The following is a 21,901-nucleotide window of genomic DNA, read 5'->3' as shown; positions in this document are numbered from 1 at the left end:
CTACAGTTGCCCACCCAAACCGAACCGCTTCATCAATGTCGACTCCAGCAATCCCTTGGGCACCAACAGCGCCAGCAACGGCAACGCCCGGCAGCCATTGCCGATACGGATCAAGCGCGGCGGCTTGCGCTGCTGCACCGCTTTGAGCAACTCGACAGCAAACTCATTGGCCGGCGTCGGTTTGTCCTGCGAAGCCCTGGCCCGGGCGCGAATGCCCTCGCGCAATGGAAACCATGGCGATTGTTCATTGATCAACAATTCGGCTTCATGCCCGGCATTCCTGGCGAAGCTCGACTGAATCGCCCCCGGTTGCACTTCCATCACGCGAATGCCGAAGGGCGCCAGTTCCATGCGTAACGCGTCGGTCAGCGCATGCACCGCCGCTTTCGACGCGCAGTAAGCGCCGGCAAACGGCGTAACCAGCACCCCCGAGACACTGCCGATATTCACCACCAGGCCTTTGGCCCGGCGCAATACCGGGAACAGCGCTCGCGTCACGCCGACAACTGAAAACACGTTGGTTTCGAACTGGCGCTGCATCGCCGTGACACCGCCATCGAGCAGCGGCCCCATGGCGCCATAACCGGCGTTGTTGATCAATACATCGAGGCCGCCGTGTTGCTGGTTGATCCGCTCGCCGAGTTGTTCCAGCGCCGCACTGTCATTGACGTCCAGTTGCACCGCAGTGAATCCGGCACTGCTCAATGCAGCAACATCCTCAGCCTTGCGCGCACTGGCCCAGACCTCGTAACCGGCGGCTTTGAACGCATCGGCGAGGGCGCGGCCAATACCGCTGGAACATCCGGTAATCAACGCAACGGGCATGGCGCATTCCTTGTGCAAAAAGTGGGGAAGGGGAATCAGTCGGAGAAACTGCCCTGCAAACGCTCGGCGCGGAACTCCAGGGTTTGCGGGCGATAACCGGGACGCAGCGGCGGCAGCGGCAAACAGTCTTGCCAGTTGCCACCGGCCTGCAATTCACCGGGGCCGCGATAACGTGGGGCAGTGTACTGATTGTCGGCGAGATTGACCGTGTCCCCCGACGCGTAGGCGGCGATGCGCCAGCGCAGTTCGGTCAACGGCACGCTGTTGCCATTGTTCATGTTCAGTTGCAACGGACGATCAGCCGGGCATTGCTCGGGCGCGTAACTGATGCGCAGCTCAAGTCGCGCCAGTTGCTTGATCTCGCGGTTATCCAGCCAGACGACCCACATCGCCACCAGACCGAGGCCAATCGCGGCAGCCACTGAAACCGGCAAGGCCTTGGCCGGGTAGCGCAGCAACAGGACCAGCCAGGTGATGACCAGCAAAACGCCGATGAACATGTCGCACAACCTCGCGGGGATAGAGGGGCATCCTACCTAAGCGTAGGTGAGGTTGGCGATGGGCATCGGGACTTGCGGTGTCTGACCGGCCTCTTCGCGAGCAGGCTCGCTCCCACAGGGGAATGCATTTCAAGTGTGGGGGCGAGCTTGCTCGCGAAGGGGCCAGTTCGGGGAACGCTGAATCGGGACAAAAAAAGCCCCCGCCCAACCCACTGCGGATAGGGGACGCAGCGGGCTGGACGGGGGCTTCTTGTCTTGCTGAACGTTATTGCGCGATGGTCTTCACCGACACGCCGCGTTCGATCGGGGTGGAGCGGCCGTAGATATCTTCGAAGCGTTCGATGTCGTCTTCACCCAAGTACGAACCCGATTGCACTTCGATGATTTCCAGCGGGATCTTGCCCGGGTTGCGCAGGCGATGCACCGAAGCGATCGGGATGTAGGTCGACTGGTTTTCGCAGAGCAGGAATACGTTTTCATCGCAGGTCACTTCGGCAGTGCCGCTGACCACGATCCAGTGTTCGGCGCGGTGATGGTGCATCTGCAGCGACAGGCACGCGCCCGGTTTCACCGAGATGTGCTTGACCTGGAAACGCCCGCCCATGTCCACCGAGTCATACGAGCCCCACGGACGATAGACTTCGCAGTGGTTCTGGGTTTCGCTGCGGCCCTGCTCGTTGAGCGTGTTGACCATCTGCTTGACGCCCTGAACCTTGTCTTTGTGGGCAATCATCATGGCGTCTTTGGTTTCGACCACGACAATGTTTTCCAGACCGATCACCGACACCAGTTTGCCGTTGCCGTGGATCATGCAGTTCTTGCTGTCCTGGATCACCACGTCGCCTTTGGTGACGTTGCCGTTGGCGTCTTTCTCGTTGACTTCCCACAGCGATGACCAGCAGCCGACATCGCTCCAGCCTGCGGTCAGCGGCACGACGCAGGCACGCTGGGTTTTTTCCATGACGGAATAGTCGATGGAGTTGTCCGGGCAGCAGGCGAAGGTGGCTTCGTCGAAGGTCACGGTGTCGTTGTCCTGCTCGCTGCGCTCAAGGGTCAGCAGGCAGGTGTCGTAGATGTCCGGATCGTGCTTTTTCAGCTCTTCGAGGAAGCGGCTGGCGCGGAACAGGAACATGCCGCTGTTCCAGTAGTAACCGCCGGATGCGACGTACTCGGTGGCACGTTTGACGTCAGGTTTTTCGACGAAGTGCGAGACGCGGCTGACGCCCTCGGGCAACAGCGAATCACCGGTGGACTTGATGTAGCCGTAACCGGTTTCCGGTTTGGTCGCCGGTACCCCGAACAGGACCATTTCGCCGTTTTCAGCCGCGACGGTCGCGAGGGCGAGGGCACGTTGCAGGGCTTTCTGGTCTTCCAGCACGTGGTCCGCCGGTAGCACCAGCATCAGTTCGTCACGACCTTCATTGACCAGCATCATCGCGGTCAGCGCCACGGCCGGCGCGGTGTTGCGGCCGAACGGTTCCATCAGGATGCGCTGGCATTCGAGATTACGATTGGCCAACTGCTCGTTGACGATGAAGCGGTGATCCTTGTTGCAGACCACGATCGGAGTGTCCATGCCTTCGAACACCAGACGTTCGAGGGTCTGCTGGAACAATGTGTGTTCGCCGGTCAGAGCGAGGAATTGCTTGGGGAACTGCTTACGCGAAAGCGGCCAAAGACGTGAACCGCTACCACCTGACAAGATCACCGGAATCATATTGTTTACTCCATAAAATCGATTGGTTAGAGGCACGAACGCTGTGTCGTTTCACTCTTGTTTTTGTCTCGTACCGAGAGGCGGTCTCTGTAGGAGCTACCGAAGGCTGCGATCTGTTGATCTTGATCCTGAGAAAAATCAAAAGATCGCAGCCTCGTTTCACTCGACAGCTCCTACAGGGGTCAGCGTCTCATCGGGAAATTTGTTATCGAGTCGATACCGGGCGTTTTACCCAGACTGGCGACAGGCTGCTGCCGCTGCCGGTGACGTACAGCACTGCGGCTTCACCGCGCTCCAGGGCGACCGGTTTTACGTCGCCGACTTTCTTGTCACCTTCGTACAGCGCCAGGCTGACTTTCACCGGGTTGATTTCACGTTCGCCACGGCCCTTGGCGGCCACGTTCGGCACCACGTCGGTCTTGCCGTCGGCGGTCTTCAGAGTCAGCGGCTTGTCGCTGAGGTTCTGCACGCGCACCAGGGATTTCTGCTTGTTCTTGAACGGCGGTTCTTCGATCAGTTGCGGCGCGCCGGAAGCGTTGTTGACCAGGGTGTAGTAGTGGTCACCGGCGAGCTTCACCGGCAGGGTCTGGCTGCCGACCTTGGCGCTGTAATCACCGCCCGGCATGAAGCTGAAGTCGCTGCTGGCCAATGGCGCAACGTCGCTCAGGTTGGTGCTGCCAACGGTGGCGCTGACTTCAGCGTTGCTGGCGTTGTAGACACGCACGAAGGTCGAGCCTTTCGGTGCGGTCGGGCCGTACAGGGCGGCGTCGCCACCGGCGAAGGCAGGGACGGAAAGCACGCTGAGGCCAGCAACCAATGCGAAGCTTTTAGCGAGACGACGAGGAGTAGTAGTGAAAGTCATGGTGTACCTCTCTTTCAGTTTTGCGCCCGATCGGGCGTCTCGGATTTAGTGTTGATTGCTACGTTTTGTTGGCGCGCGCCGGCTTGTTTAAGCTCTGCGACCCACTGCGGGTCGGCGTCGCCGATTTCGTTGTTCACAGGCAGATATCGTTCAGGAAACTCCCAGATCAGCACCTGTGGCGGGCTGTTCTTGAAGTCATCGCTTTTCAGGTAGCTGAGCATGGGTAGGATCGGCCCGTGGCCGTCTTCGGCGTAGCTCACCACGTCGCTGTGCAGCGCTTGTTTCAGTGCTCCGACGAAGTTCCAGTTGGGGTTGGCGCTGTAGCTGGTGCCGACCAGTGCCACCGGCACTTCATTGCTGGCGAACAGCGCGTCGCCGCCGGCAGGCTGATCACCGGCCGCGACGGTGTTGCGCTTTTGCAGCGGCTCTTGCGCCGGCATCAGGTTTTCGAACAGCGGATCGAGCGGCAGGAACAAGCGCAGATCGCCCTTGTGCGTGACCTTCTCCGCTGGCGTGGTGACGAAGCGTTGCGGCTCGCCGCTGAGCGGGAACTTGTCGGCGATGGTGTTCGCCAGGGTGTTCGCGGCGATCTCGGCGCCTTCCGGCGTCCAGTGCGTGTCGGTGCGCAGGAACACTTGCTGACCGCTTTGCTTGGCCTGTTGGAACGGCTTGAGCAGGTCAGGGGCGAGGATCTTGTCGGCGGCTACACGAGCATGGAAATCCTGATAGAGATTTTCGTGGATGCTCGCCGGTTTCACTTCACCCAGATGCTCCGGGTACAGACGAACCTTGGCCGGGACGATCGCCATCACCAGTTTCACGCCTTTCGCTTTGAGGGTCTGGCGCACGCCTTCGACCAGCGCGTAATTGCCTTGCAGGTTCAGCTCTTCGTTGACGATCGGGTTGAATTCTTCATCGCTGTACAACCACTGATCGCGACCGAGCACCACGCCCGGACGACCTTCGTTGAACAGTTTGAAATCCAGCGCGGCCCAGAGGTTGGTGCCCAGGCGCTTGATCGGGAATTCATCGTCGTAATGGGTTTCCACAGCCTTGGTCCAGCGGCCGTTGAGCACCGTCGCCTCGGCATTGGTGCTGAAGCCGAAGAAGCTGCGAACCGACCATAAACCGAGGACCAACAGGGTCACCAGGAACAGGGCGATGTAGAAGATGCGTAATGAGCGGGTCATGTCAGATCCCTCAGAACTGGAAGTAAAGGAACGGCGAGAAGCTTTGCGCCGAGAGTTTGAGAATCGAGGCGATGAACAGCAGCAGAATCAAGCCGCGCATCACGTAGCGGGACCAGTCCGCGCTCCAGTAGGCCGGTTGCACCTGGGCTTCGATGCCGACGGTGTAGCCAGGCTCATGGATGCTCGCCGGGTTTTCGCCTGGCGCGGCTTTGATCATTCCCGGCGTCGCTGTGGCAGGGCCGTTGGCCTCGACGTTGACTTCAGGTTTGGTCTTGGCCGGCGGCTGATGGGTGTACAGATCACGCAGACCGAAGAACGCCAACGTCACGTACGCCACCACCAGGGTCGCCACTTGCAGACCGGTGAGGCTGGCCTGATTGAGTTCCGACAGCGACCAGTCGCCGAAGCTGAACATTGCGCCGTACATGCGGCCGGCAACGTGCAGGTTCTCGGCACGGAAGATCACCCAGCCCATGACCACCAGCAGGAAGGTCAGCGCCCAGCGGATCGGGTTGAGACTGCGTGGCGAAGTGTTCAGGCCCAGCGCTTTTTCAATCGCCAGCCACATGCCGTGCCAAGCGCCCCAGACGATGTAGGTGATGTTCGCGCCGTGCCACAGACCACCAAGGAGCATGGTCAGGAACAGGTTGCGATAGGTCATCAGCGTGCCTTTACGGTTACCGCCGAGGGTGATGTACAGATAGTCACGCAGCCAGGTGGACAGGCTGATGTGCCAGCGGCGCCAGAACTCGGTGATCGACTGGCTGATGTACGGCTGTTTGAAGTTTTCCATGAAACGGAAACCCATCATCAAGCCCAGACCAATGGCCATGTCGCTGTAACCGGAGAAGTCGAAATACAGCTGCGCGGTGTAGGCCAGCGCGCCGAGCCAGGCGTCACCCGTGGTCGGGTTTTGCAGGGCGAAGCAATGGTCAGCAACCACCGCGAGGGTGTCGGCGATGAAGACTTTCTTGATGAAACCCTGCATGAACCGCGTGCAGCCCTCGGAGAACTTGTCGAGGGTGTGCGTGCGGTTGTTGAACTGGTCGGCGAGGTCGCGGAAACGCAACACCGGGCCGGCAATCAAGTGCGGGAAGATCGCTACGAAGGCGGCGAAGTCGATCAGATTGCGCGTGGCCGGGGTGTCGCCGCGATACACGTCGATGATGTAGCTGATCGATTCGAAAATGTAGAACGAGATACCGATCGGCAGCAGCACGTGGGTGAGGATGAACGGCTCAAGACCGACCGACGTCATCATCGCGTTGATGCTGTCGACACCGAAATTGGCGTACTTGAAGTAGCCGAGGATGCACAAATCGACTGCGACACCGAGCAACAGCCAGCGCTGCGCCGGTTTGGTTCTGACGCCAGCGGCACCGACTTTGAGGCCGATCCAGTAGTTCCACAGCGTGACCGCGGCGAACAGCGCGAGGAAGTCCACCCGCCACCAGGCGTAGAAGACGTAGCTGGCGATCAGCAGCAGCAAGTTGCGATAGCGTTGCCCGCTTAAGTAATACAAGCCGAGAAAGATCGGCAAGAACAGAAACAGGAACACGTTGGATGAAAATACCATCCCGATCTCTCCATGTTTGAACCAACAGTCAAGGGCCAAAGCCCCCCCAAACCCCCCGTGGTAGTGGAGGGGTGAAACGGTGTTTCTGTCAGGGTTGTGCCGGGCCTTGAAATCTTTCCCTCACCCCCCGCCCTCTCCCGGAGGGAGAGGGAGCCTGATCTCCATGGTTTTCAGAAAAGGAGATCAACTCGGTATTTCTGTGCAGCCTGATCTCGGTTGTTTTTCAACGCCTGAGATCAACTCGGTATTTCTGTGCAGCCTGATCTCGATTGTTTTTCAACACCTGAGATCGACTCGATATTTCATTTCGGCGTAACTCGCACAGCCACCTCGGTCAGTCCCCTCTCCCTTTGGGAGAGGGTTAGGGTGAGGGGCTTTTGCTTTTCGCCTTTCATGAACCCTTGTTGCCCTTTTCATGGGACGGGTCGTAGACCTTGGTCAGGTCGCCGCCGAGGCGGAAGGTCTTGAACGGCTGCATGCCATGCTTCTTCTCGATGACATCCGGCGGGCATGTGTAGAGCGTGCAGAACGGTTCGAGCCAGGCGAATTTCATGTCCTCTTTCAAGTCGGTCATGTCCTGCTCTTTGCCGTTCTTCTTCTCGAATTCATCCGGGTCTTTCACCCCCGACAACACCCGATCACCCAGGCGTTTCAGCGCACCATTGTTCTCCTGACGCAAATCAACCCCGTTGACCTGGGCGAAACTGGCGATCATCGCCAGCGGCGGCAAGGCGTAGTTGTGATAGGCGAGGGCGCGTTGCTGGCGCTTGAGTTCGTTCGGCAGGAAACCGTCGGCATCGACTTGATTGGCGCCGACCTTGTATTCCTTCACTGCCCAGTCAAACAGGTCGCGGCGGTTGGTCGCGACCGAGGTCGCCATCACCGACCAGGCGGCCCAGTACGAGTGGTTGTTGGTTTTTTCCAGCGGCAGGTTGTCCCAATCGCTGACCACCTGGTCGGCCATTTTGCTGAACCACGCCTCGATCACCTGCGCTTCCTGCTGATGCTGCGCCAGCGGATGCGAGTCGGAGAACTTCAGGCGAATGTACGAAGAGGCCATGCTGCCCAACGCCCATTTGCGCATCGACTTGCCGGTGTGGTTGAAGTCTTTCGACATCAACGCATCGGCCTTGGCCCAAGCGGTCAGCCAGTTCAGCGTGCAATCAAGCTGCTCCGGACGACCGTCGCGCATGAACTGCATCACCCGTTTGGCGGTGCCGCGTTCCAGCGTGGTGATGTCTTTGGTGGTGTCGCGGAAGGCTTTTTCCGACTGCACGTTCAGCGTCGAACGCGCCTTGTCCGAACCTTCGTATTTGCTGCGAAATTGCAGCGGCCCGGTGTACGGCGCCGGCATTGCATCGCAGCCTTCGCTGTTGTCACCGGTCTTGAATTTATCCACAGGCGCAAAGTAACCCTGTGGTGGACGCAGTGGCGCGGCGGCCTGAGTCGCCCCGGCGAACATCGCCAGGCTCAGCAGCGTTGGTGCCAGAAAAGATTTCAATTTCGGATTTCGCATAGCAGACCTCATTGCCCGACCTGAGCGGTTTGTTGCCCAGCGCCCGGGAATACGTTGCGTTTGCAGATTTTCGCTTCGACTTTCTGTGGCGCGGTACCCGCTTCCGGGCCCTGGACTTCGACCGCCAGCAGGTTTTGCGAGGCCCAGTCTTCGTCCGTGCGCAGCTCAAAGGCGAAACGACCGTCGGTGTCGGAGGTTTCCGGTTTCTCGATCTTGATGTCCTCGTGGCGACCGTTCATGTACCAGAGGGTGGCTTGCAGGGTTTTCACCGAAGGGTCGGCGAAGCGGATGTCGACCTGATGGCTGCTGTTCTGCAGGTTCAGGTTCTTGCTGTTGACCAGCAGTTCTTGTTTGCCGCCAGGCTTGAGCGTGGTGCTCGCGGTCATCTGTGCGTCTTTGCCTTCGCAGCCGTTGTCGAGAAGAGACATCATCTGGCGATAGATGGTTTCCTGGTCGAGGCGATACAGCGGCGAGAATTCCCAGATGAGGATTTTCGGCGGCGTCTTCTGGAATTCGTCGCTGCCGAGGTACTGCAACATCGAACCTTCCAGACCACCGCCGGGGAACGCGACGTTGAGAATGTCGGCGCCGATGGCTTCTTCGAGGAAACCGGCGAAGTTGTAGTTCTTGCCGCTGTGCGAAGTACCGACGAGGGTGATTTGCGGGTTGCCGGAATCGCCGAACAGATCGCCGTCGCCTGCCTCGCCTTTCGGCTCGGTGGTGAACTGATCCATGTACTGGATCGCGTAACTGGTGCCGCACAGTTGCCCGGCCATGTTGTGCAGGGTGCCGGTCTTGCCCATGCGCCCGGAGCGCTTGGTCTCGAATTCACGCTTGGGCACGTCGGCGAAGGCCGGGATCTGCTTGACCTTCTCGGCGACGATTTTCGCCGTGCGCTGTGCGCCGTATGGCGTCCAGTGTTGGTCGCCACGGAAGTAGAAATCGTGGGCGGGCAGGGTGTCCGGCAGCGATTCGTTGGTCAGCGGCGACAGGTCTGGCACGACGTAACCCATCTTGGCGAAACGGCCGAGCATGGTCTTGTAGTTGCCCAGCGCTTTCTCGTAATCGAACGCGGCTTTTTCCTGCGGGTTGAGCTTGTTGCGATTCACCAGGCCACGGGTCGGCTGGTAAACGATCACCAGCTCAACGCCTTTGGCCTTGAACGCATCGTGCAACTGTTGCAGGCGTTTGTAGCCGGCCGGGGTGGTGTTGAACTCGGTGCGCAGATCTTCCTGAGTGCGGAACAACCAGTCGCCTTGCGCCTGCACCAGCGTGGTGAAGTTCTGCTGATAGCGCGTGGTGTAGTTCTTCGCGTCATGCGCAGCCGGGCACAGGTTGCAGCACGGTTCGGCGCTGAACTTCGGCGGTGTCGCAGCGGCGCCTTCATCGGCGCGGGCGCCGTTGCTGGCCGCGAGAATGCCCACGGTCAGGGCCGACAGGCTGAGTAATTTGATCAAGTGTGGGTGCATAAAATTATCCTCAGTCCTGCATTTCGGTCTGGCGTTCGACAGGGTCGATCAGCACGGCTTTCTGCTGGCGCACCAGCAGGTCGAGAATTTCATCCTGGCGCTCGCCGAGGATGCCGTTGAAGCTGATGCCGCTGGATTTGGTCGGCGCCAGCATCGACACGCGATACAGCTCGACACTCAAAGGCGAATCGATCGACAGCGGGCCGCTGCCATTGGCCGCCAGCTCACCGCCAACGACGATCAGCGACACCTGCGCATCGAACGGATCGAGCTTGATGTCACGGTCGGTGTCGCTCAGGTCCTTGATGTGGCCGTAGACGCCGGTCAAGCCGTTGGCCATGGCGACGTTTTCGTAGAGGCGGATGTTCACGCTGTTACGAATGCGGATGCCGTGGCGCTTGTTGCTGATGACCTTGTTGCCCCACAGCAGGTTGTCGGCGGACTCGTAGAGGGTGATGCCGTCAGTGTGGTTCTTGTAGATCTCGTTGTAGGCAATGATGTTGTTGACGCTGTTACGGTCGATCACCAGGCCCGAGAGGTGGTTGTCGAAGCTCTTGTTGTTGAAGATGAAGCTGTCGTTGACCTCACGGGAAATGATGATCCCGTGCTTCTTCTTCGTGCCGTGCACAGTGTTTTCGGCAATGATCAGGCCGTGGGAACGGTCGTGCGGGTCGATGCCGTAAACGATGTTGTCTTTGTAGGTGTTGCCCTTGACCACGAAGTCGCGGGTCTCGTAGCAGTAGAAGCCGTACCACATGTCGGAGAACTCGGAGCCGACGATCCAGCCAGTCGGTTCAGGACGCTTGAGGACCTTGGCCATGTTCGGCGTGTATTGGGAAATACTCACGCCGTACGACTTACTGTTGGCGTAGCCGAAGCTGGCCATCTTGCTGTTGACGATGTAGGTCTCGGTGCCACCCCAGGCGAGCAGGAACGGACGGAATTCCTTCGGCGAACGGAAGGTCGCCGGGCCGTTGTCCTTCTCGCGCCAGCCCGTGATTTTGGTATCACGCACGAACAACTGACCGTCGTTGACCAGGAACGAACCGGCCTCTTGCGACAGGCGCAGTTCCTGAGTCTGGCCGTCGATTTCGAGGATGCCTTTGCGGCCGACAACGATCGGCAGCTTCGACAGATACACGCCCGGCGAGGTCTCGCTGAAGTACTGCTTGGGCAGTTTCTTCGCCAGATCCTTGAGGTTCATGTAGCCGTCGTCGACGAAGATCGCCTGCGGGATACCGTGCTGACGCACCACCCATTCGGCCATCTTGTTGTCGCCGCCGATGAAGTCCTTCAGGGCGTCTTCCTGCATCATCCGGCGCACGCTGATCTTGCCTGGTTTGCTACGGACGATTTTCGCCGCAGCGGCTTCGGCAGTGAAGCCGGAAAGGTCAGGCAGTTTCGGCTTGGCCAGTTGCAGCGCCTCGGTCGGCGCGCTGCTGACGGTGTAGGTCTTGGCTTGCTGCAGCTCTTTGGCCACGGTGGCTTGCTTGGCCGGTTGTGGCGCCGTTGGCTCCACATTGGCAAAGGCGCCGGCGCTGGCCAGCAGCATCGCGCCGGCCAGCAGGCTGAGTGAGCCTGTCCTGGTGCTGATCATGTCGGGCACTCCCTTGGCGGTTTGCATCAGAAGCGCCAGATCACGTCGATGAACGCGCGGTGCATGTACGAATCAACCTGCTTGCCGTAGGCATCGCCCGGTTTGAACACACCGCCACGGAAGCGCACGAGGGCCGAAGGCTCGTCGATCGACTGGCTCAGCGCCGCCGGCAACAGGCCTTGCTTGAAGTACTTGGTGACGACCAGATCCATTTCCTGACCGAGGTCCTTGTTGCCGTCTTCAAGCGGCAGCGAGGTGCTGGACAGGATCGCGCCGGTGGCGTCGTCGGTGTTGTTTTCCACGGCATTGATGCCGTTGCTGCCGACCGGCTTGTTGCCGTCGACACGCCAGAATTTGTGGTAGATCAGGCTGGCGTCGTACTCGTCGTTGACCATCCACGAACCGAACAGGGTGGCGGTCTGCATGTTGTTCATTTCGCCACGGAAGGCTTCGCCGAAACGATGAACGCGCGAACGGGTACCGGTGTAGTTGGAGCGGTTGCTCTCCAGACCGTTCTGCTCGTAATCGGCACTGGCGCGGGCATACGCACCGCCGACTTGCCATTGCGGATCGAGGCGCAGGCGCACACCGATGTCGGTGGCCCAGCCGTTGACGTCGTCGCTGCGCTTGGCTTGTGCCGGGCGCGTGCCATCGGCGTTCAGCGCGTTGACCGAGTCGCGGTCGCCGCTCATGCCGGTGATGCTGCCCCAGTAGTTGACGGTGTTGGTGTTGCGCCAGTTGTAGGCGTCGCTGTCGGCGGTCAGGCCGAGCCAGCTGATGTCGCCGTTCTGGGTTTTATCCAGCGAGTCGCGCGGAACGCCCGGCTCGGCGTAATCGAGTTTGCCGTCATCGTGGGTGTGATGACCGCGAATGCCGACCCACTGGCCCGGTGTCCACTGATAAGCGGCGTCGGCGTAGGCGTGCAGGCGATCCTTGTCTTTTGGCGCCAGCTCTTTCAAGTCGGTGCGGTATTCGCTGAAGCGTTCGGCGACACCGGCGTTGGCGCGCAACAGGGTGGTGTCGAAGGTCCAGTTCAGCGCTTCGATGTTGGTGTCGCGCCATTGGCCGTCGTCATTGCGCAGACGCTGGCGACCGAGCTTGAGGATCTCGCCGGGGTAGGGCGTGAAGCCGCTGTAGCCGACCCAGAACTCGCGCATCGCCAGGTAGTTTTTCTTGGTTTCACGATCACCGCTGTCGGTGGTTTGTGCACCGTCGGATTGTTGCAGGGTGTCGGTTTCAATGATGTCGGTCGAGGTCACGGCCTGGCCCATGGCGTAGGCGCTCCACGCGCCGCTTTCGCCGTAGATCCACGGACGCAGGTCGAGGCCGACGCCGTTGACGTCGCCGCCGCTGGCGGTGCCGAGGTCACGGTCGTCTTCGGACTGGCCGGTGACTTTCACTTCGAGGCCGAAGTTCTTGGTTTCAGTCATCGCGGCCAGTGTCGGGCAAGACCAGATCAGCGCGAAGGTGAGGCCAATACCGGCCTTCACGAATGGATTCAACTTCATAATTTTTCCTCGCCGTCTTCTTCTTGCAGGGCGTGCAGTTGCAGCGTGTTCTGGTTCAGAGCGCCACGGCTGGCTTGCTCCTGTTGCAGCAGGCGTTGGGCTTCGGCCAGACGCTCGGGCGGCAATTGCGCAGCGAGGGTGGTCGCCAGCTCATCGGCTTGCGGGGTGTTTTGTGCTTTGGCCAATTGGCTGAACACGTAGGCGTTGAGCGGATCGGGCTTGGTGCCCTTGCCTTGGGAGAACAGTTGGGCGATGGCGAAGTCGGCGCTGTTCTGGCCGTTGCGTGCAGCGGTCAGCAGGTGGTCGAGAGCCTTCTGCGGATAGACCTTGCCGAGGTAGCCACGGCGATAGATCTGGCCGAGGTAGTAGTCGGCGGCGACTTCGCGGCCAACGGCTTTCTGGAAATGTTCTTCGGCGACTTTGGCGTCGGCCGGAACCATTTTGCCTTCGTAGTAGAGCTTGCCCAGCAACAGCTCGGCGCGCGGTTGATCGGCGGCGCGGCCGTTGTCGAGGTACTTCATCATCTGATCGACGTCGCCCAGTTCCGGGTAGTCGTAGAGCAATTGCGCGAGGGTCACCCACGATGCCGGGTAGCCCGGAGCGATCGGCTCAAGCAACGACTGCGCGGTTTTTTCGTCGGGCTTGCCGAGGGTCGAATCGGCCAATACACGGGCCACCGAATCGACGCGCTGCGCGGTGACGGTGCCACGGCTGTAACCGGCCTGCATCTGCTTGATCAGCTCGGCTTGTTGCTCTGGCTGCGCGCGTTTCTGGTAAACGGTGGCCAGTTCGACGTAGCAGATGTCGGTGGTGTTGAGCGCGGCTTTGCAGATCTTTTCCACGTCATCCAGGTGCTGGTCGTAGGTGCCTTGGGTGCGATACAGCAGCACTTGGGCCAGACCCGCTTCCGGGTAACCGGATTTGCGCCACTGATCGATCTGCTGCTGAGCGTTGATGTTCGGGAAGCTGTGCGGGTATTGCAGGTACAGCATCGCCAGCGGGATCAACGTGTTGCCTTCGCCATTGGCGGCGGCTTTTTTCAGCAGGCTTTCGGCTTCCTGATGCTCGGCTTCGGTGGAGCCCGGTTTGGCCACCAGCAAGCGGCCGAGACGCGCCTGAGCACGCGGCGAAACACTGGCCGCTGCACGATAAGTCGCTTCGGCCTGTTTCATTTGCTCAGGGTCGCGGCTGTCGACCTGGATATCGGCGAGGCCGACTTGCGCTTCGCTGTAACCCAGATCGGCCAGTTGTTGATAGTTCTGCGCTGCAGTGGCGGTGTCGCCACGCTTCAGCGCTTCGTTGGCCAGACGCTGATCGGGCAGGCCGGCGCAACCGGCGAGACTCACCGCCAGCGCCAAGGCACACACCGTCCCCATGTAGGAGTGAGCCTGCTCGCGATTCAGGCGGCGCGGTACATCAGACACACCGCGCTGATCCAATCGCTGGCAGGCCAGCTCCCACAGGGATCGCGGTGTTTTCAGGATGGGTGGAGTAGTCACAGGCATGTCCTCGACTTAAAGACCGGCAGCCATGGCTTTGTCGATCAGCCAGTTCAGGTTCGGGCCACGGTCGCTGTTCACTTCCACCGGGCGGCCGGCGAAGCTGCTGTCGAGCGGCTCGTCTGGCTGGATCTGCACGCGGATGTCGGAGGACAGGTCGGCGCTTTTCAGGCTGGTGCTGCTGACGATCTTGCCGGTGCGGGTCTTGTCTTCGCCGGCGATCTGGAAGCTCACCGGGGTACCCGGACGCACGTCGCCGAACTGGCGATAAGAGAAGCGCGCATCAACGGTGGCCTGGGTGTTGCGCGGCACCAACTGGAAGATTACATCGCCCTTGCTCGCGTACTGACCGTCAGCCACCAGTTGCTGCGCCACGGTGCAATCGCACGGCGAAGTCAGGGTGCCGGTCATTTGCTTGCCAAAGAGTTCTTCAACCTTGGCCGGGGCCAGTTGGTCTTCGTCCAGATGCCCCTTGAGCACGTCGAGCATGCTGGTGCTGAAGGTCGCCAGTGGCGCGCCTTTCGCTGCGACGCCGTCGGACTTGATCAGGCTCTGCACGGTGCCGTCGCGCGGCATGGTGATGTTCATCCCCGGCACGCTGACGAGGCCAGCCTGCGCGTGGCTGACGAAGTACATGCCGTACACCGATTTGAAAATGAAGCCCGCCGCAACCAGACCGACGACAAACACGCCGGCGCTGAAGGTCACTGCCTTCAAACGACCGAACGGGGTCATGCCGGAGCCACCGTCCTTGACCTTGCGCGCCTTGGTGAAATTGTCGCGCTGCAGGGTCGCCAGCACTTCGCCGATGCTGACGATGTCGCCGGCCAGGTGCGAGGTGATCAGGTGGCGCAGGGTGGAAATGTCCTGCTGCTCGAGGTTCTGGAACTGGCAACCAACACGGCCGGTCTGGCGGTCGTAGGAACGCACTTGCAGTTCAACGTCCATGGCCAGGCCGAGGTTGTCGATGACGAATTGCAGACGCGCCTTGTACACCTCGCCAAGGGTCAGCGGCATTTGCCCGGCGTTGAACGCCAGACCACCGGCAGACAGGTCGATGACCCGCGCTTCGACCGGTGTCCGGTCAGGGCCGAAGAAGCGCAGTTTGGCCGGGATTTTCACGCGGGCGTGTTGGCGCTGGGCTTCGGATTCATGCACTACGTTGACGTTCACGGCGGTATTCATAGGGGCGATTTCCTTGTTAATTCAATAGGGGCGGGTCAGACCATCATCAGCAGCACGGCGACAAAAATGCTGCCGGCGGAGAAGGTCATGGTCCGAGACGACCAGGTGTTGAACCAACGTTGAAAGCTGGCGAGATCACGGGTCAGGGAAGTGGGTTGGCGCGTCCAGGATTGTTGGTCGAGGCGGAAGAACACGTAGATCTTCACCATCGCGCCGACGATCTGGTTGTAATAAAGAATCGCTGGATAAGCCGGGCCGATGCGGTGACCGGAGCACGACAACAGCAGGGTCAGGATCAGGCGGGTGATGCCGATCCACAGCAGATAAACCAGGATGAACGCGGTGCCGTATTTGAAGCTGGCGATGATCGCCACGGTCAGGCCGAGCAACGAGGTCCACATCGATACGCGCTGGTCGAACAGCACCACCGAGGTGAAGGCGCCGAGGCGTTTCACACCCAGGCCCAGCGCGCGCGAGTTCTGGCGCAGGTTGTTGCCGTACCAGCGGAACATCAATTTGCGGCTGGCCTTGATGAAGCTCTTTTCCGGCGGGTGTTCAACGGTGTTGATCGCCGCGTCAGGCACGTAGAAGGTGTCGTAGCCGAGGCGCATGAGGCTGAACCAGCTCGACTTGTCGTCGCCGGTCAAGAACTTGAAACGGCCCAGACGCCAGTGCTGCAGCGAGTCGCTTTCAACGTCGGCGATGAATTCCGGGTTGGTCACCACTGACGCTTTGAACACCGACATACGACCGGTCATGGTCAGTACGCGTTTGGACAGGGCCATCGAGCACATGTTGATGTGGCGCTGGGCGAAACGCAGCTTGTGCCATTCGCTCATGATGTAGCCGCCACGCACTTCGCAGAACTCGTTGGTGGTCAGGCCGCCGACGTTGCCGAACAGCTGGAACCACGGCACGGTTTTACGCACGGTGCCTTCGCCGAGCACGGTGTCGCCATCGATCACGGCGACGACGGCGCGGTCGTCCGGCAGGTGACGAGAGATCGCGCGGAAACCGTAGGCCAGGCCATCACGTTTGCCGGTGCCGGGAATCCGCACGAAGTCGAGCTTCACACGCTCTGGCGGATTCATCCGCGCCCACAGCGCCTTGACCAACAGCTCATCGGACATTTCCACGATGGAGCAGACCACGGTGGTCGGCAGTTCGCAGTCAATGGCTTCGCGGATCACCGAGCTGTAGACCTGAGCGGTGGTGAGCGCGTCGATACGGAAACTGGTGACCATCAGAAACACATGCGACGGGTCTGCAGCCTTACCCAGCTTGCGCACTTTGCGGCGCAGGTGCGGGTAAACGATGTAGAGAAAAATCATGCCGCGCACAAAGTGCGTTGCACCCATCGAGTAGCGCCAGATACCCACGGCGCCAATCAGGAAAATGAAGTCCTTCGACTCGGAGTCGAATGTGGACGTGGGCAGCATCAAGGCCAGGCCCATCAACAAACTTAGGTAAAACAGCCAACCGGCGGCCTGAAGTAGGCCGTGTTTTAGCCTGTGCATAATCTGCATCCGTCTCTATCTCGGGGCGGGCCCGATGGGGTTAAGGCAGGCTTACAAAAAACTGCGTTGTCCCGCGCAATTCGGGTGATCCCTGTAGGAGCTGCCGAAGGCTGCGATCTTTTGATCTTTGCCGGTTCACTCGGAGCTCAAGTGTTTCCGGTAAAGATCGCAGCCTTCGGCAGCTCCTACATTTGGGTTCTGTCGCACGGCGTCGCGAGGGCGGCGCCGTGCAACGTCTGCCTTACCAGCAGATACCTTCGGTACGCGTACCGGTGTCGGTGGCTTTGGCCATGAAGCCGACCAGGTCGATGACCTGTTTGCCGTGCGGCGCTTGTTGGGCCAGCGCGCGGAATTTCTCGTCGCGGTTACCGAGAATGATCACGTCGGAGTTGTCGATCACCGAATCGAAGTCCGCGTTGAGCAGGGACGACACGTGCGGGATTTTCGACTCGATGTAGTCCTTGTTCGCGCCGTGAACACGGGCGTACTCGACGTTGCTGTCGTAGATGCTCAGGTCGTAACCCTTGCCGATCAGCATCTCGGCCAGTTCCACCAGCGGGCTTTCGCGCAGGTCATCGGTGCCGGCCTTGAAGCTCAGGCCGAGCAGAGCGACTTTGCGTTTGTCGTGGCTTTCAACGATGTCGAAGGCGTTTTGCACTTGCGATTCGTTACTGCGCATCAGCGAGTTGAGCAGCGGCGCTTCGACGTCCAGCGAACCTGCGCGGTAGGTCAGGGCGCGCACGTCTTTCGGCAGGCACGAACCGCCGAAGGCGAAGCCCGGGCGCATGTAGTACTGGGACAGGTTGAGGGTCTTGTCCTGGCAGACCACGTCCATCACTTCACGGCCATCGACGCCGACCGCTTTGGCGATATTGCCGATCTCGTTGGCGAAGGTCACTTTGGTCGCGTGCCAGACGTTGCAGGTGTACTTGATCATCTCGGCAACGGCGATGTCCTTGCGGATGATCGGTGCGTCGAGTTCTTCGTACAGCGATTGCAGAACGTCGCCCGAAGCCTTGTCGAATTCGCCGATGACGGTCATCGGTGGCAGGTCGTAGTCGGCGATGGCGGTGGATTCACGCAGGAACTCGGGGTTGACCGCGACGCCGAAGTCGACACCGGCCTTCTTGCCCGAGCAATCTTCGAGAATCGGGATCACCACGTTGGCGACGGTGCCCGGCAACACGGTGCTGCGCACAACGATGGTGTGGCGGGTGGTTTTTTCACGCAGAACAAAACCGATCTCGCGGCACACGGCTTCGATGTAGTTCAGTTCGAGGTCGCCGTTCTTTTTGCTTGGCGTGCCGACGCAGATCATCGACAGGTCAGTGTCACGAATCGCTTCGGCGAAGTTGGTCGTGCCACGCAGACGACCGGTCTGGATACCCTGTTGCAGAAGTTCGCCCAGGCCCGGTTCAACAATGGGGGATTTGCCAGCGTTGATCATGTCGATCTTGTCTTTGGCAACATCGACGCCAACCACGTCATGGCCCCGTGCAGACAGGCAACCGGCACATACTGCGCCAACGTAACCCAAACCAAATATGCTGATGCGCATCGCAATTACCTCTGTATATATCAGGCCTTAGAAGGCCGGAGTTAATGGTGTTCAGCGTTCACTAGTGCACTCGAAAGTGCGGCTTACAGGCGCCACAATGCCGTGTGCAGGCATACAAAGTTCCGAGTGTCTAAATAAGTGCACTCAAGATGTGCGCAACCAGGCCTTATAGTTATGACTTGCCCTGTTATGCAGCAGATCTTCTGTCGGGAAGACTCTCGTGCATTGGTCTTGCGCGCTCGATGTCAGGCGAGAGGCCCGTGGATCAAGCGGTCTGGTGCTCAGGCGAGCACGGTTATAGGGGCGCGGCCATGGCCTTGTAGGGGATATTAATGGTGCCTATCTCCTGTCCTTCGTTGTGTTTTGAGACTAGTTAGTCATCTAGGCAAGTTGCTGTGACAACTTGGTTACATGGCTATCTGCTCTGCGTAAGTTATCTCGTACAAACTCGACGAGAATCGTTACCGGTGGTATGAGCTACGCATTTGGACATAGTTCCTGTCCACTCATCGTGCAATCTGAAATTTCTTGAAATATTGTTGAAGATGGCACTGGTCTCAATTTGATAGCACTTTCCATTTCGCCCTTTATAGATAGGGAGATAATCGCAGTAGATAGTTTTGTGCCACTACCGTGAAAAAATTTAGGTGCCACTACTGAAAAAAATGATCAGTGTCGAGTGAAACTAAAATTAGAAAGGACAGGGAATATTTTCTGGCGCCATAAAAATGGCGAAATAAGGCGAGGGTTTTTTGACATCGTGCGAGCTGCACGACTCTATATAGAAAGAGTCGTGCATTGAGCATGCTTTATTCGGGGGCGTGGTCGCGCAAAAACACCAGATTGTCGGGTTTCGACTGCTCGGCGCTGTAGCGATAACCCTGCACGTCGAACTGCTTGAGCAGGGCTGGATCGTTGATTTTTTCCTGGATCACGAAACGGCTCATCAAGCCGCGAGCCTTTTTCGCGTAGAAGCTGATGATCTTGTACTGGCCGTTCTTCTGATCCTTGAACTCGGTGTTGATGATCCGCGCGTTCAACGCGGTGCGCTTGACCGCCGAGAAGTATTCGTTGGACGCCAGGTTGAGCAGCACATCGTCGCCCTGATCGGCCAGCGCTTCGTTCAGCCATTCGCTGATACGCGTGCCCCAGAAGGCATAAAGGTCTTTGCCACGGGCGTTGGCCAGCTTGGTGCCCATCTCCAGGCGATACGGCTGCATCAGGTCAAGCGGGCGCAGCAGGCCGTAGAGGCCGGAGAGCATGCGCAGGTGTTTTTGCGCGTAGTCGAAGTTGGCTTCGCTGAACGATTGCGCGTCGAGACCGGTGTAGACGTCGCCCTTGAACGCTAGTAGCGCCTGCTTGGCGTTTTCTACGGTGAACGCTGGCGTCCAGCTGCCGAAACGCGCGGCGTTGAGCCCGCCGATCTTGTCGGACACGTGCATCAGCTCGCTGATCTGCGCCGGCGTCAGGTCGCGCAATTGCTGGATCAGTTCCTGCGAGTGATCGAGGTATTGCGGCTGGGTGAAGCGCTGGGTTGCCGGCGGTGTTTCGTAATCGAGGGTCTTGGCGGGGGAAATCACCATCAGCATGAAGTCGTCTCCTTTAATCGTGGGGGCGATTCTAGGGGGTTGTCGGTGTTGACTCCAGCTATGAGCGTGATAGGTGATCGGTGGTGTCATGGAACAAGATCGCAGCCTCGCTGGAGCTCGACAGCTCCTACAGGTTGCGGTTGACATGAAATCGCAATGAATTCAATGGAGGCACAGGTAGGAGCTGCCGAAGGCTGCGATCTTTTGATCTTTCTTTGATCGTTCCCACGCTCTGCGTGGGAATGCCGCCCGTGACGCTCTGCGTCACCGTAGAATTGGACGCGGAGCGTCCGGGGAGGCGTTACCACGCAGAGCGTGGGAACGATCATCCGTGGCTAAGGGGAATCGTGTGGGATCAGCTATAGTGCCGCGCGGGTTTTGTTATGGAGACACCCCTTTGCGCATTGTTCTTTTATTCACCGCGTGGCTGTTGAGCTGCGGTGCCGTCGCGGCGCCGGGCGATATTGCGACGCTGGATCGCAGCACCTGGCCGGAAAAGCTGACCAGCCCGACCCTGTTCGACGTCGCGTCGCGGGCGGAAATCCTCATGTTCGCCCGGGGCCTGCTTGGCACCGAGTCGATGGACGAAGCGGCATTGGCCCAGCGTCTGGGCCTGCGCACGGTCAATATCGATGCGATCGACAACCTGCGCCAACGCCTCTGGCAGCGCCTGTTGGCCAACTACAACTACGCCCAGCAAAGCTGCGACCAGGACGCCTCCTTCTGCTTCCTCGTTGAAGACTTGCCGACCCTGCGTGAGCAGGCTGCCAAGTTCGTGGTCAGCGATGACAGCTATTACACCAAGTGGGCCGAGCCTAGCCGGATCTTCCATTTGCAGTATCTCGACGAATTGATGCGCAAGGCTGCGCTGTCGCCGCAGACCAGTAACGAATTCGATCGTTTCGGCGACTACGAGCGTAACGGCGACGAGATGCACGACCGGCTGTTTCTGCTGACGTTCGACAGCGCCGCCAACCTGCAACCGGACAACACCGGCTGGTTAAGCGAGTATCTGCGCAAGTCGAATTTGAGCGGCACGTTCTTTGTGCTGGGCAAGGATATTCAGGCGCGGTTGGCCGAGCGTTCGGTGAGCAGCCTGCAAGCAGCGTTCTCGCAAATGTGCGTCGGCGTGCAGGGTTGGGAGTTCCGGTCCCACAGCCATTGGCAGGACTGGCAGGATTCGGTGCGGCGCAGCGCTGATCTGGTCAGGAACAAGTTGCCGGAAAACTACGTGCCGCTGTTCCGTCCGCCGGATGGCCAGCGCCGCAGTGACGCGCAAGACTTCTTCAACAGTCAGGGCCTGCAAGTGGCGCTGTGGGACATCGATGCCCAGGACGGCGCCGGCAAGCTCAAGGGCGCAGCGAGCGCGCAACGGGTGCTGACCTTGATGTTGTTGTGGCGCCACGGGGTGATCAATTTCAACGTCAAGCAAGACGCGGTTAAGACCTCGATGCCGTGGCTGCTCACGCAAACGGCGCAAAGCGGTATCGGTTGGGAGGACTGTCAGGACGCGTTTCGCTGAGAAACGGCAGAAGCCCGGAAACATTGGGCTTGGGGCGAATTTTTTGAATAATTCGATGCAGGCGGACTTCCGACTTTAACGGGGTCTGGGCAGTCCGCCAAGGGCTTTTCGTCACTCTGCAAAATAAACTTAAAAAAACCGTCAAAGTACTTTTTTATGTCATCGGTTTTGGAGTATTACGAAGACAGACCGCCGAAACCTGCAACACAGGTGGCGTCTTCCAAGACCCGTTTGTTTGCAGTCACTTGAATCTCCGCAGGTGAGATTTCGG

At 59.5% G+C, this 21,901-nt stretch carries 16 protein-coding genes; 1 reads left to right on the top strand and 15 read right to left on the bottom strand.

The genetic code is table 11. The features are described 5' to 3' along the window. The 15 genes from QOL84_RS14355 to yaaA form a co-directional block, all read right to left on the bottom strand. The gene (locus QOL84_RS14355; protein ID WP_283437613.1) at positions 1–825 is read right to left on the bottom strand and encodes an SDR family oxidoreductase; all 825 of its coding nucleotides are present in this window, start codon (positions 823–825) and stop codon (positions 1–3) included. Positions 826–860: 35 nt separating this feature from the next. After that, positions 861–1,325 carry a multidrug transporter gene (locus QOL84_RS14350; protein WP_283437612.1) on the bottom strand — a complete coding sequence of 155 codons (465 nt, stop codon included), beginning with the start codon at positions 1,323–1,325 and terminating at the stop codon, positions 861–863. 265 nt (positions 1,326–1,590) lie between these two features. Beyond that, on the bottom strand, positions 1,591–3,042 hold the full coding sequence (locus tag QOL84_RS14345) for a mannose-1-phosphate guanylyltransferase/mannose-6-phosphate isomerase (RefSeq protein WP_283437611.1): 1,452 nt from the start codon (positions 3,040–3,042) through the stop codon (positions 1,591–1,593). A gap of 205 nt (positions 3,043–3,247) precedes the next feature. Then, a complete protein-coding gene (locus QOL84_RS14340; RefSeq protein WP_007914291.1) occupies positions 3,248–3,904 on the bottom strand; it encodes an alginate O-acetyltransferase AlgF in 657 nt (218 codons plus the stop codon). Positions 3,905–3,918: 14 nt separating this feature from the next. Further along, entirely contained in the window at positions 3,919–5,094 is a 1,176-nt protein-coding gene (locus QOL84_RS14335) for an alginate O-acetyltransferase (protein WP_283437610.1), read from the bottom strand. 10 nt (positions 5,095–5,104) lie between these two features. Next, positions 5,105–6,670 (bottom strand): MBOAT family O-acyltransferase, encoded by a 1,566-nt coding sequence (locus tag QOL84_RS14330; protein WP_283437609.1) that lies wholly within the window; start codon positions 6,668–6,670, stop codon positions 5,105–5,107. Between the two features lie 391 nt (positions 6,671–7,061). Then, positions 7,062–8,186 (bottom strand): mannuronate-specific alginate lyase, encoded by a 1,125-nt coding sequence (locus tag QOL84_RS14325; protein ID WP_283437608.1) that lies wholly within the window; start codon positions 8,184–8,186, stop codon positions 7,062–7,064. 8 nt (positions 8,187–8,194) lie between these two features. Further along, entirely contained in the window at positions 8,195–9,655 is a 1,461-nt protein-coding gene (locus QOL84_RS14320; protein ID WP_008077266.1) for an alginate O-acetyltransferase, read from the bottom strand. Positions 9,656–9,665: 10 nt separating this feature from the next. Then, positions 9,666–11,252 carry a mannuronan 5-epimerase AlgG gene (gene algG / locus QOL84_RS14315; protein WP_283437607.1) on the bottom strand — a complete coding sequence of 529 codons (1,587 nt, stop codon included), beginning with the start codon at positions 11,250–11,252 and terminating at the stop codon, positions 9,666–9,668. 26 nt (positions 11,253–11,278) lie between these two features. Then, positions 11,279–12,760: an alginate export family protein gene (locus tag QOL84_RS14310; RefSeq protein ID WP_283437606.1), complete on the bottom strand. Its 1,482-nt coding sequence runs from the start codon at positions 12,758–12,760 to the stop codon at positions 11,279–11,281. Further along, complete coding sequence (gene algK, locus QOL84_RS14305) at positions 12,757–14,265, bottom strand: alginate biosynthesis TPR repeat lipoprotein AlgK (protein ID WP_430458717.1); 1,509 nt, start codon at positions 14,263–14,265, stop codon at positions 12,757–12,759. The genes QOL84_RS14310 and algK overlap by 4 nt, the downstream gene beginning before the upstream one ends. 9 nt (positions 14,266–14,274) lie before the next feature. Next, positions 14,275–15,444 (bottom strand): alginate biosynthesis protein Alg44, encoded by a 1,170-nt coding sequence (locus QOL84_RS14300; RefSeq protein WP_129389431.1) that lies wholly within the window; start codon positions 15,442–15,444, stop codon positions 14,275–14,277. Between the two features lie 35 nt (positions 15,445–15,479). Beyond that, positions 15,480–16,961, bottom strand: coding sequence for a mannuronan synthase (alg8, locus tag QOL84_RS14295; RefSeq protein ID WP_372238463.1), 1,482 nt, complete (start codon positions 16,959–16,961; stop codon positions 15,480–15,482). Positions 16,962–17,202: 241 nt separating this feature from the next. After that, positions 17,203–18,519 (bottom strand): nucleotide sugar dehydrogenase, encoded by a 1,317-nt coding sequence (locus tag QOL84_RS14290; RefSeq protein ID WP_283437604.1) that lies wholly within the window; start codon positions 18,517–18,519, stop codon positions 17,203–17,205. 809 nt (positions 18,520–19,328) lie between these two features. Continuing rightward, entirely contained in the window at positions 19,329–20,108 is a 780-nt protein-coding gene (yaaA, locus tag QOL84_RS14285; RefSeq protein WP_283437603.1) for a peroxide stress protein YaaA, read from the bottom strand. A 397-nt stretch (positions 20,109–20,505) separates the two neighbouring features. Here yaaA and QOL84_RS14280 point away from each other — a divergent pair, with 397 nt between their 5' ends. Continuing rightward, positions 20,506–21,630 (top strand): polysaccharide deacetylase family protein, encoded by a 1,125-nt coding sequence (locus QOL84_RS14280; protein ID WP_283437602.1) that lies wholly within the window; start codon positions 20,506–20,508, stop codon positions 21,628–21,630. Positions 21,631–21,901: the final 271 nt, after the last annotated feature.

Origin of the sequence: Pseudomonas helmanticensis (genome assembly GCF_900182985.1) — a bacterium.
Lineage (GTDB): Bacteria > Pseudomonadota > Gammaproteobacteria > Pseudomonadales > Pseudomonadaceae > Aquipseudomonas > Aquipseudomonas helmanticensis.
Note: the sequence above shows the minus strand (reverse complement) of the source record. Positions and strands in the feature narration are given on the sequence as shown.

What these genes read in the sequence shown, in the direction of transcription:
- QOL84_RS14335 (WP_283437610.1), bottom strand. Translation starts at nt 5,094, where the DNA reads ATGACCCGCTCATTACGCATCTTCTACATCGCCCTGTTCCTGGTGACC.
- QOL84_RS14330 (WP_283437609.1), bottom strand. Translation starts at nt 6,670, where the DNA reads ATGGTATTTTCATCCAACGTGTTCCTGTTTCTGTTCTTGCCGATCTTT.
- QOL84_RS14350 (WP_283437612.1), bottom strand. Translation starts at nt 1,325, where the DNA reads ATGTTCATCGGCGTTTTGCTGGTCATCACCTGGCTGGTCCTGTTGCTG.
- yaaA (WP_283437603.1), bottom strand. Translation starts at nt 20,108, where the DNA reads ATGCTGATGGTGATTTCCCCCGCCAAGACCCTCGATTACGAAACACCG.
- QOL84_RS14320 (WP_008077266.1), bottom strand. Translation starts at nt 9,655, where the DNA reads ATGCACCCACACTTGATCAAATTACTCAGCCTGTCGGCCCTGACCGTG.
- algK (WP_430458717.1), bottom strand. Translation starts at nt 14,265, where the DNA reads ATGCCTGTGACTACTCCACCCATCCTGAAAACACCGCGATCCCTGTGG.
- algG (WP_283437607.1), bottom strand. Translation starts at nt 11,252, where the DNA reads ATGATCAGCACCAGGACAGGCTCACTCAGCCTGCTGGCCGGCGCGATG.
- QOL84_RS14355 (WP_283437613.1), bottom strand. Translation starts at nt 825, where the DNA reads ATGCCCGTTGCGTTGATTACCGGATGTTCCAGCGGTATTGGCCGCGCC.
- QOL84_RS14290 (WP_283437604.1), bottom strand. Translation starts at nt 18,519, where the DNA reads ATGCGCATCAGCATATTTGGTTTGGGTTACGTTGGCGCAGTATGTGCC.
- QOL84_RS14345 (WP_283437611.1), bottom strand. Translation starts at nt 3,042, where the DNA reads ATGATTCCGGTGATCTTGTCAGGTGGTAGCGGTTCACGTCTTTGGCCG.
- QOL84_RS14340 (WP_007914291.1), bottom strand. Translation starts at nt 3,904, where the DNA reads ATGACTTTCACTACTACTCCTCGTCGTCTCGCTAAAAGCTTCGCATTG.
- alg8 (WP_372238463.1), bottom strand. Translation starts at nt 16,961, where the DNA reads ATGCACAGGCTAAAACACGGCCTACTTCAGGCCGCCGGTTGGCTGTTT.
- QOL84_RS14310 (WP_283437606.1), bottom strand. Translation starts at nt 12,760, where the DNA reads ATGAAGTTGAATCCATTCGTGAAGGCCGGTATTGGCCTCACCTTCGCG.
- QOL84_RS14325 (WP_283437608.1), bottom strand. Translation starts at nt 8,186, where the DNA reads ATGCGAAATCCGAAATTGAAATCTTTTCTGGCACCAACGCTGCTGAGC.
- QOL84_RS14300 (WP_129389431.1), bottom strand. Translation starts at nt 15,444, where the DNA reads ATGAATACCGCCGTGAACGTCAACGTAGTGCATGAATCCGAAGCCCAG.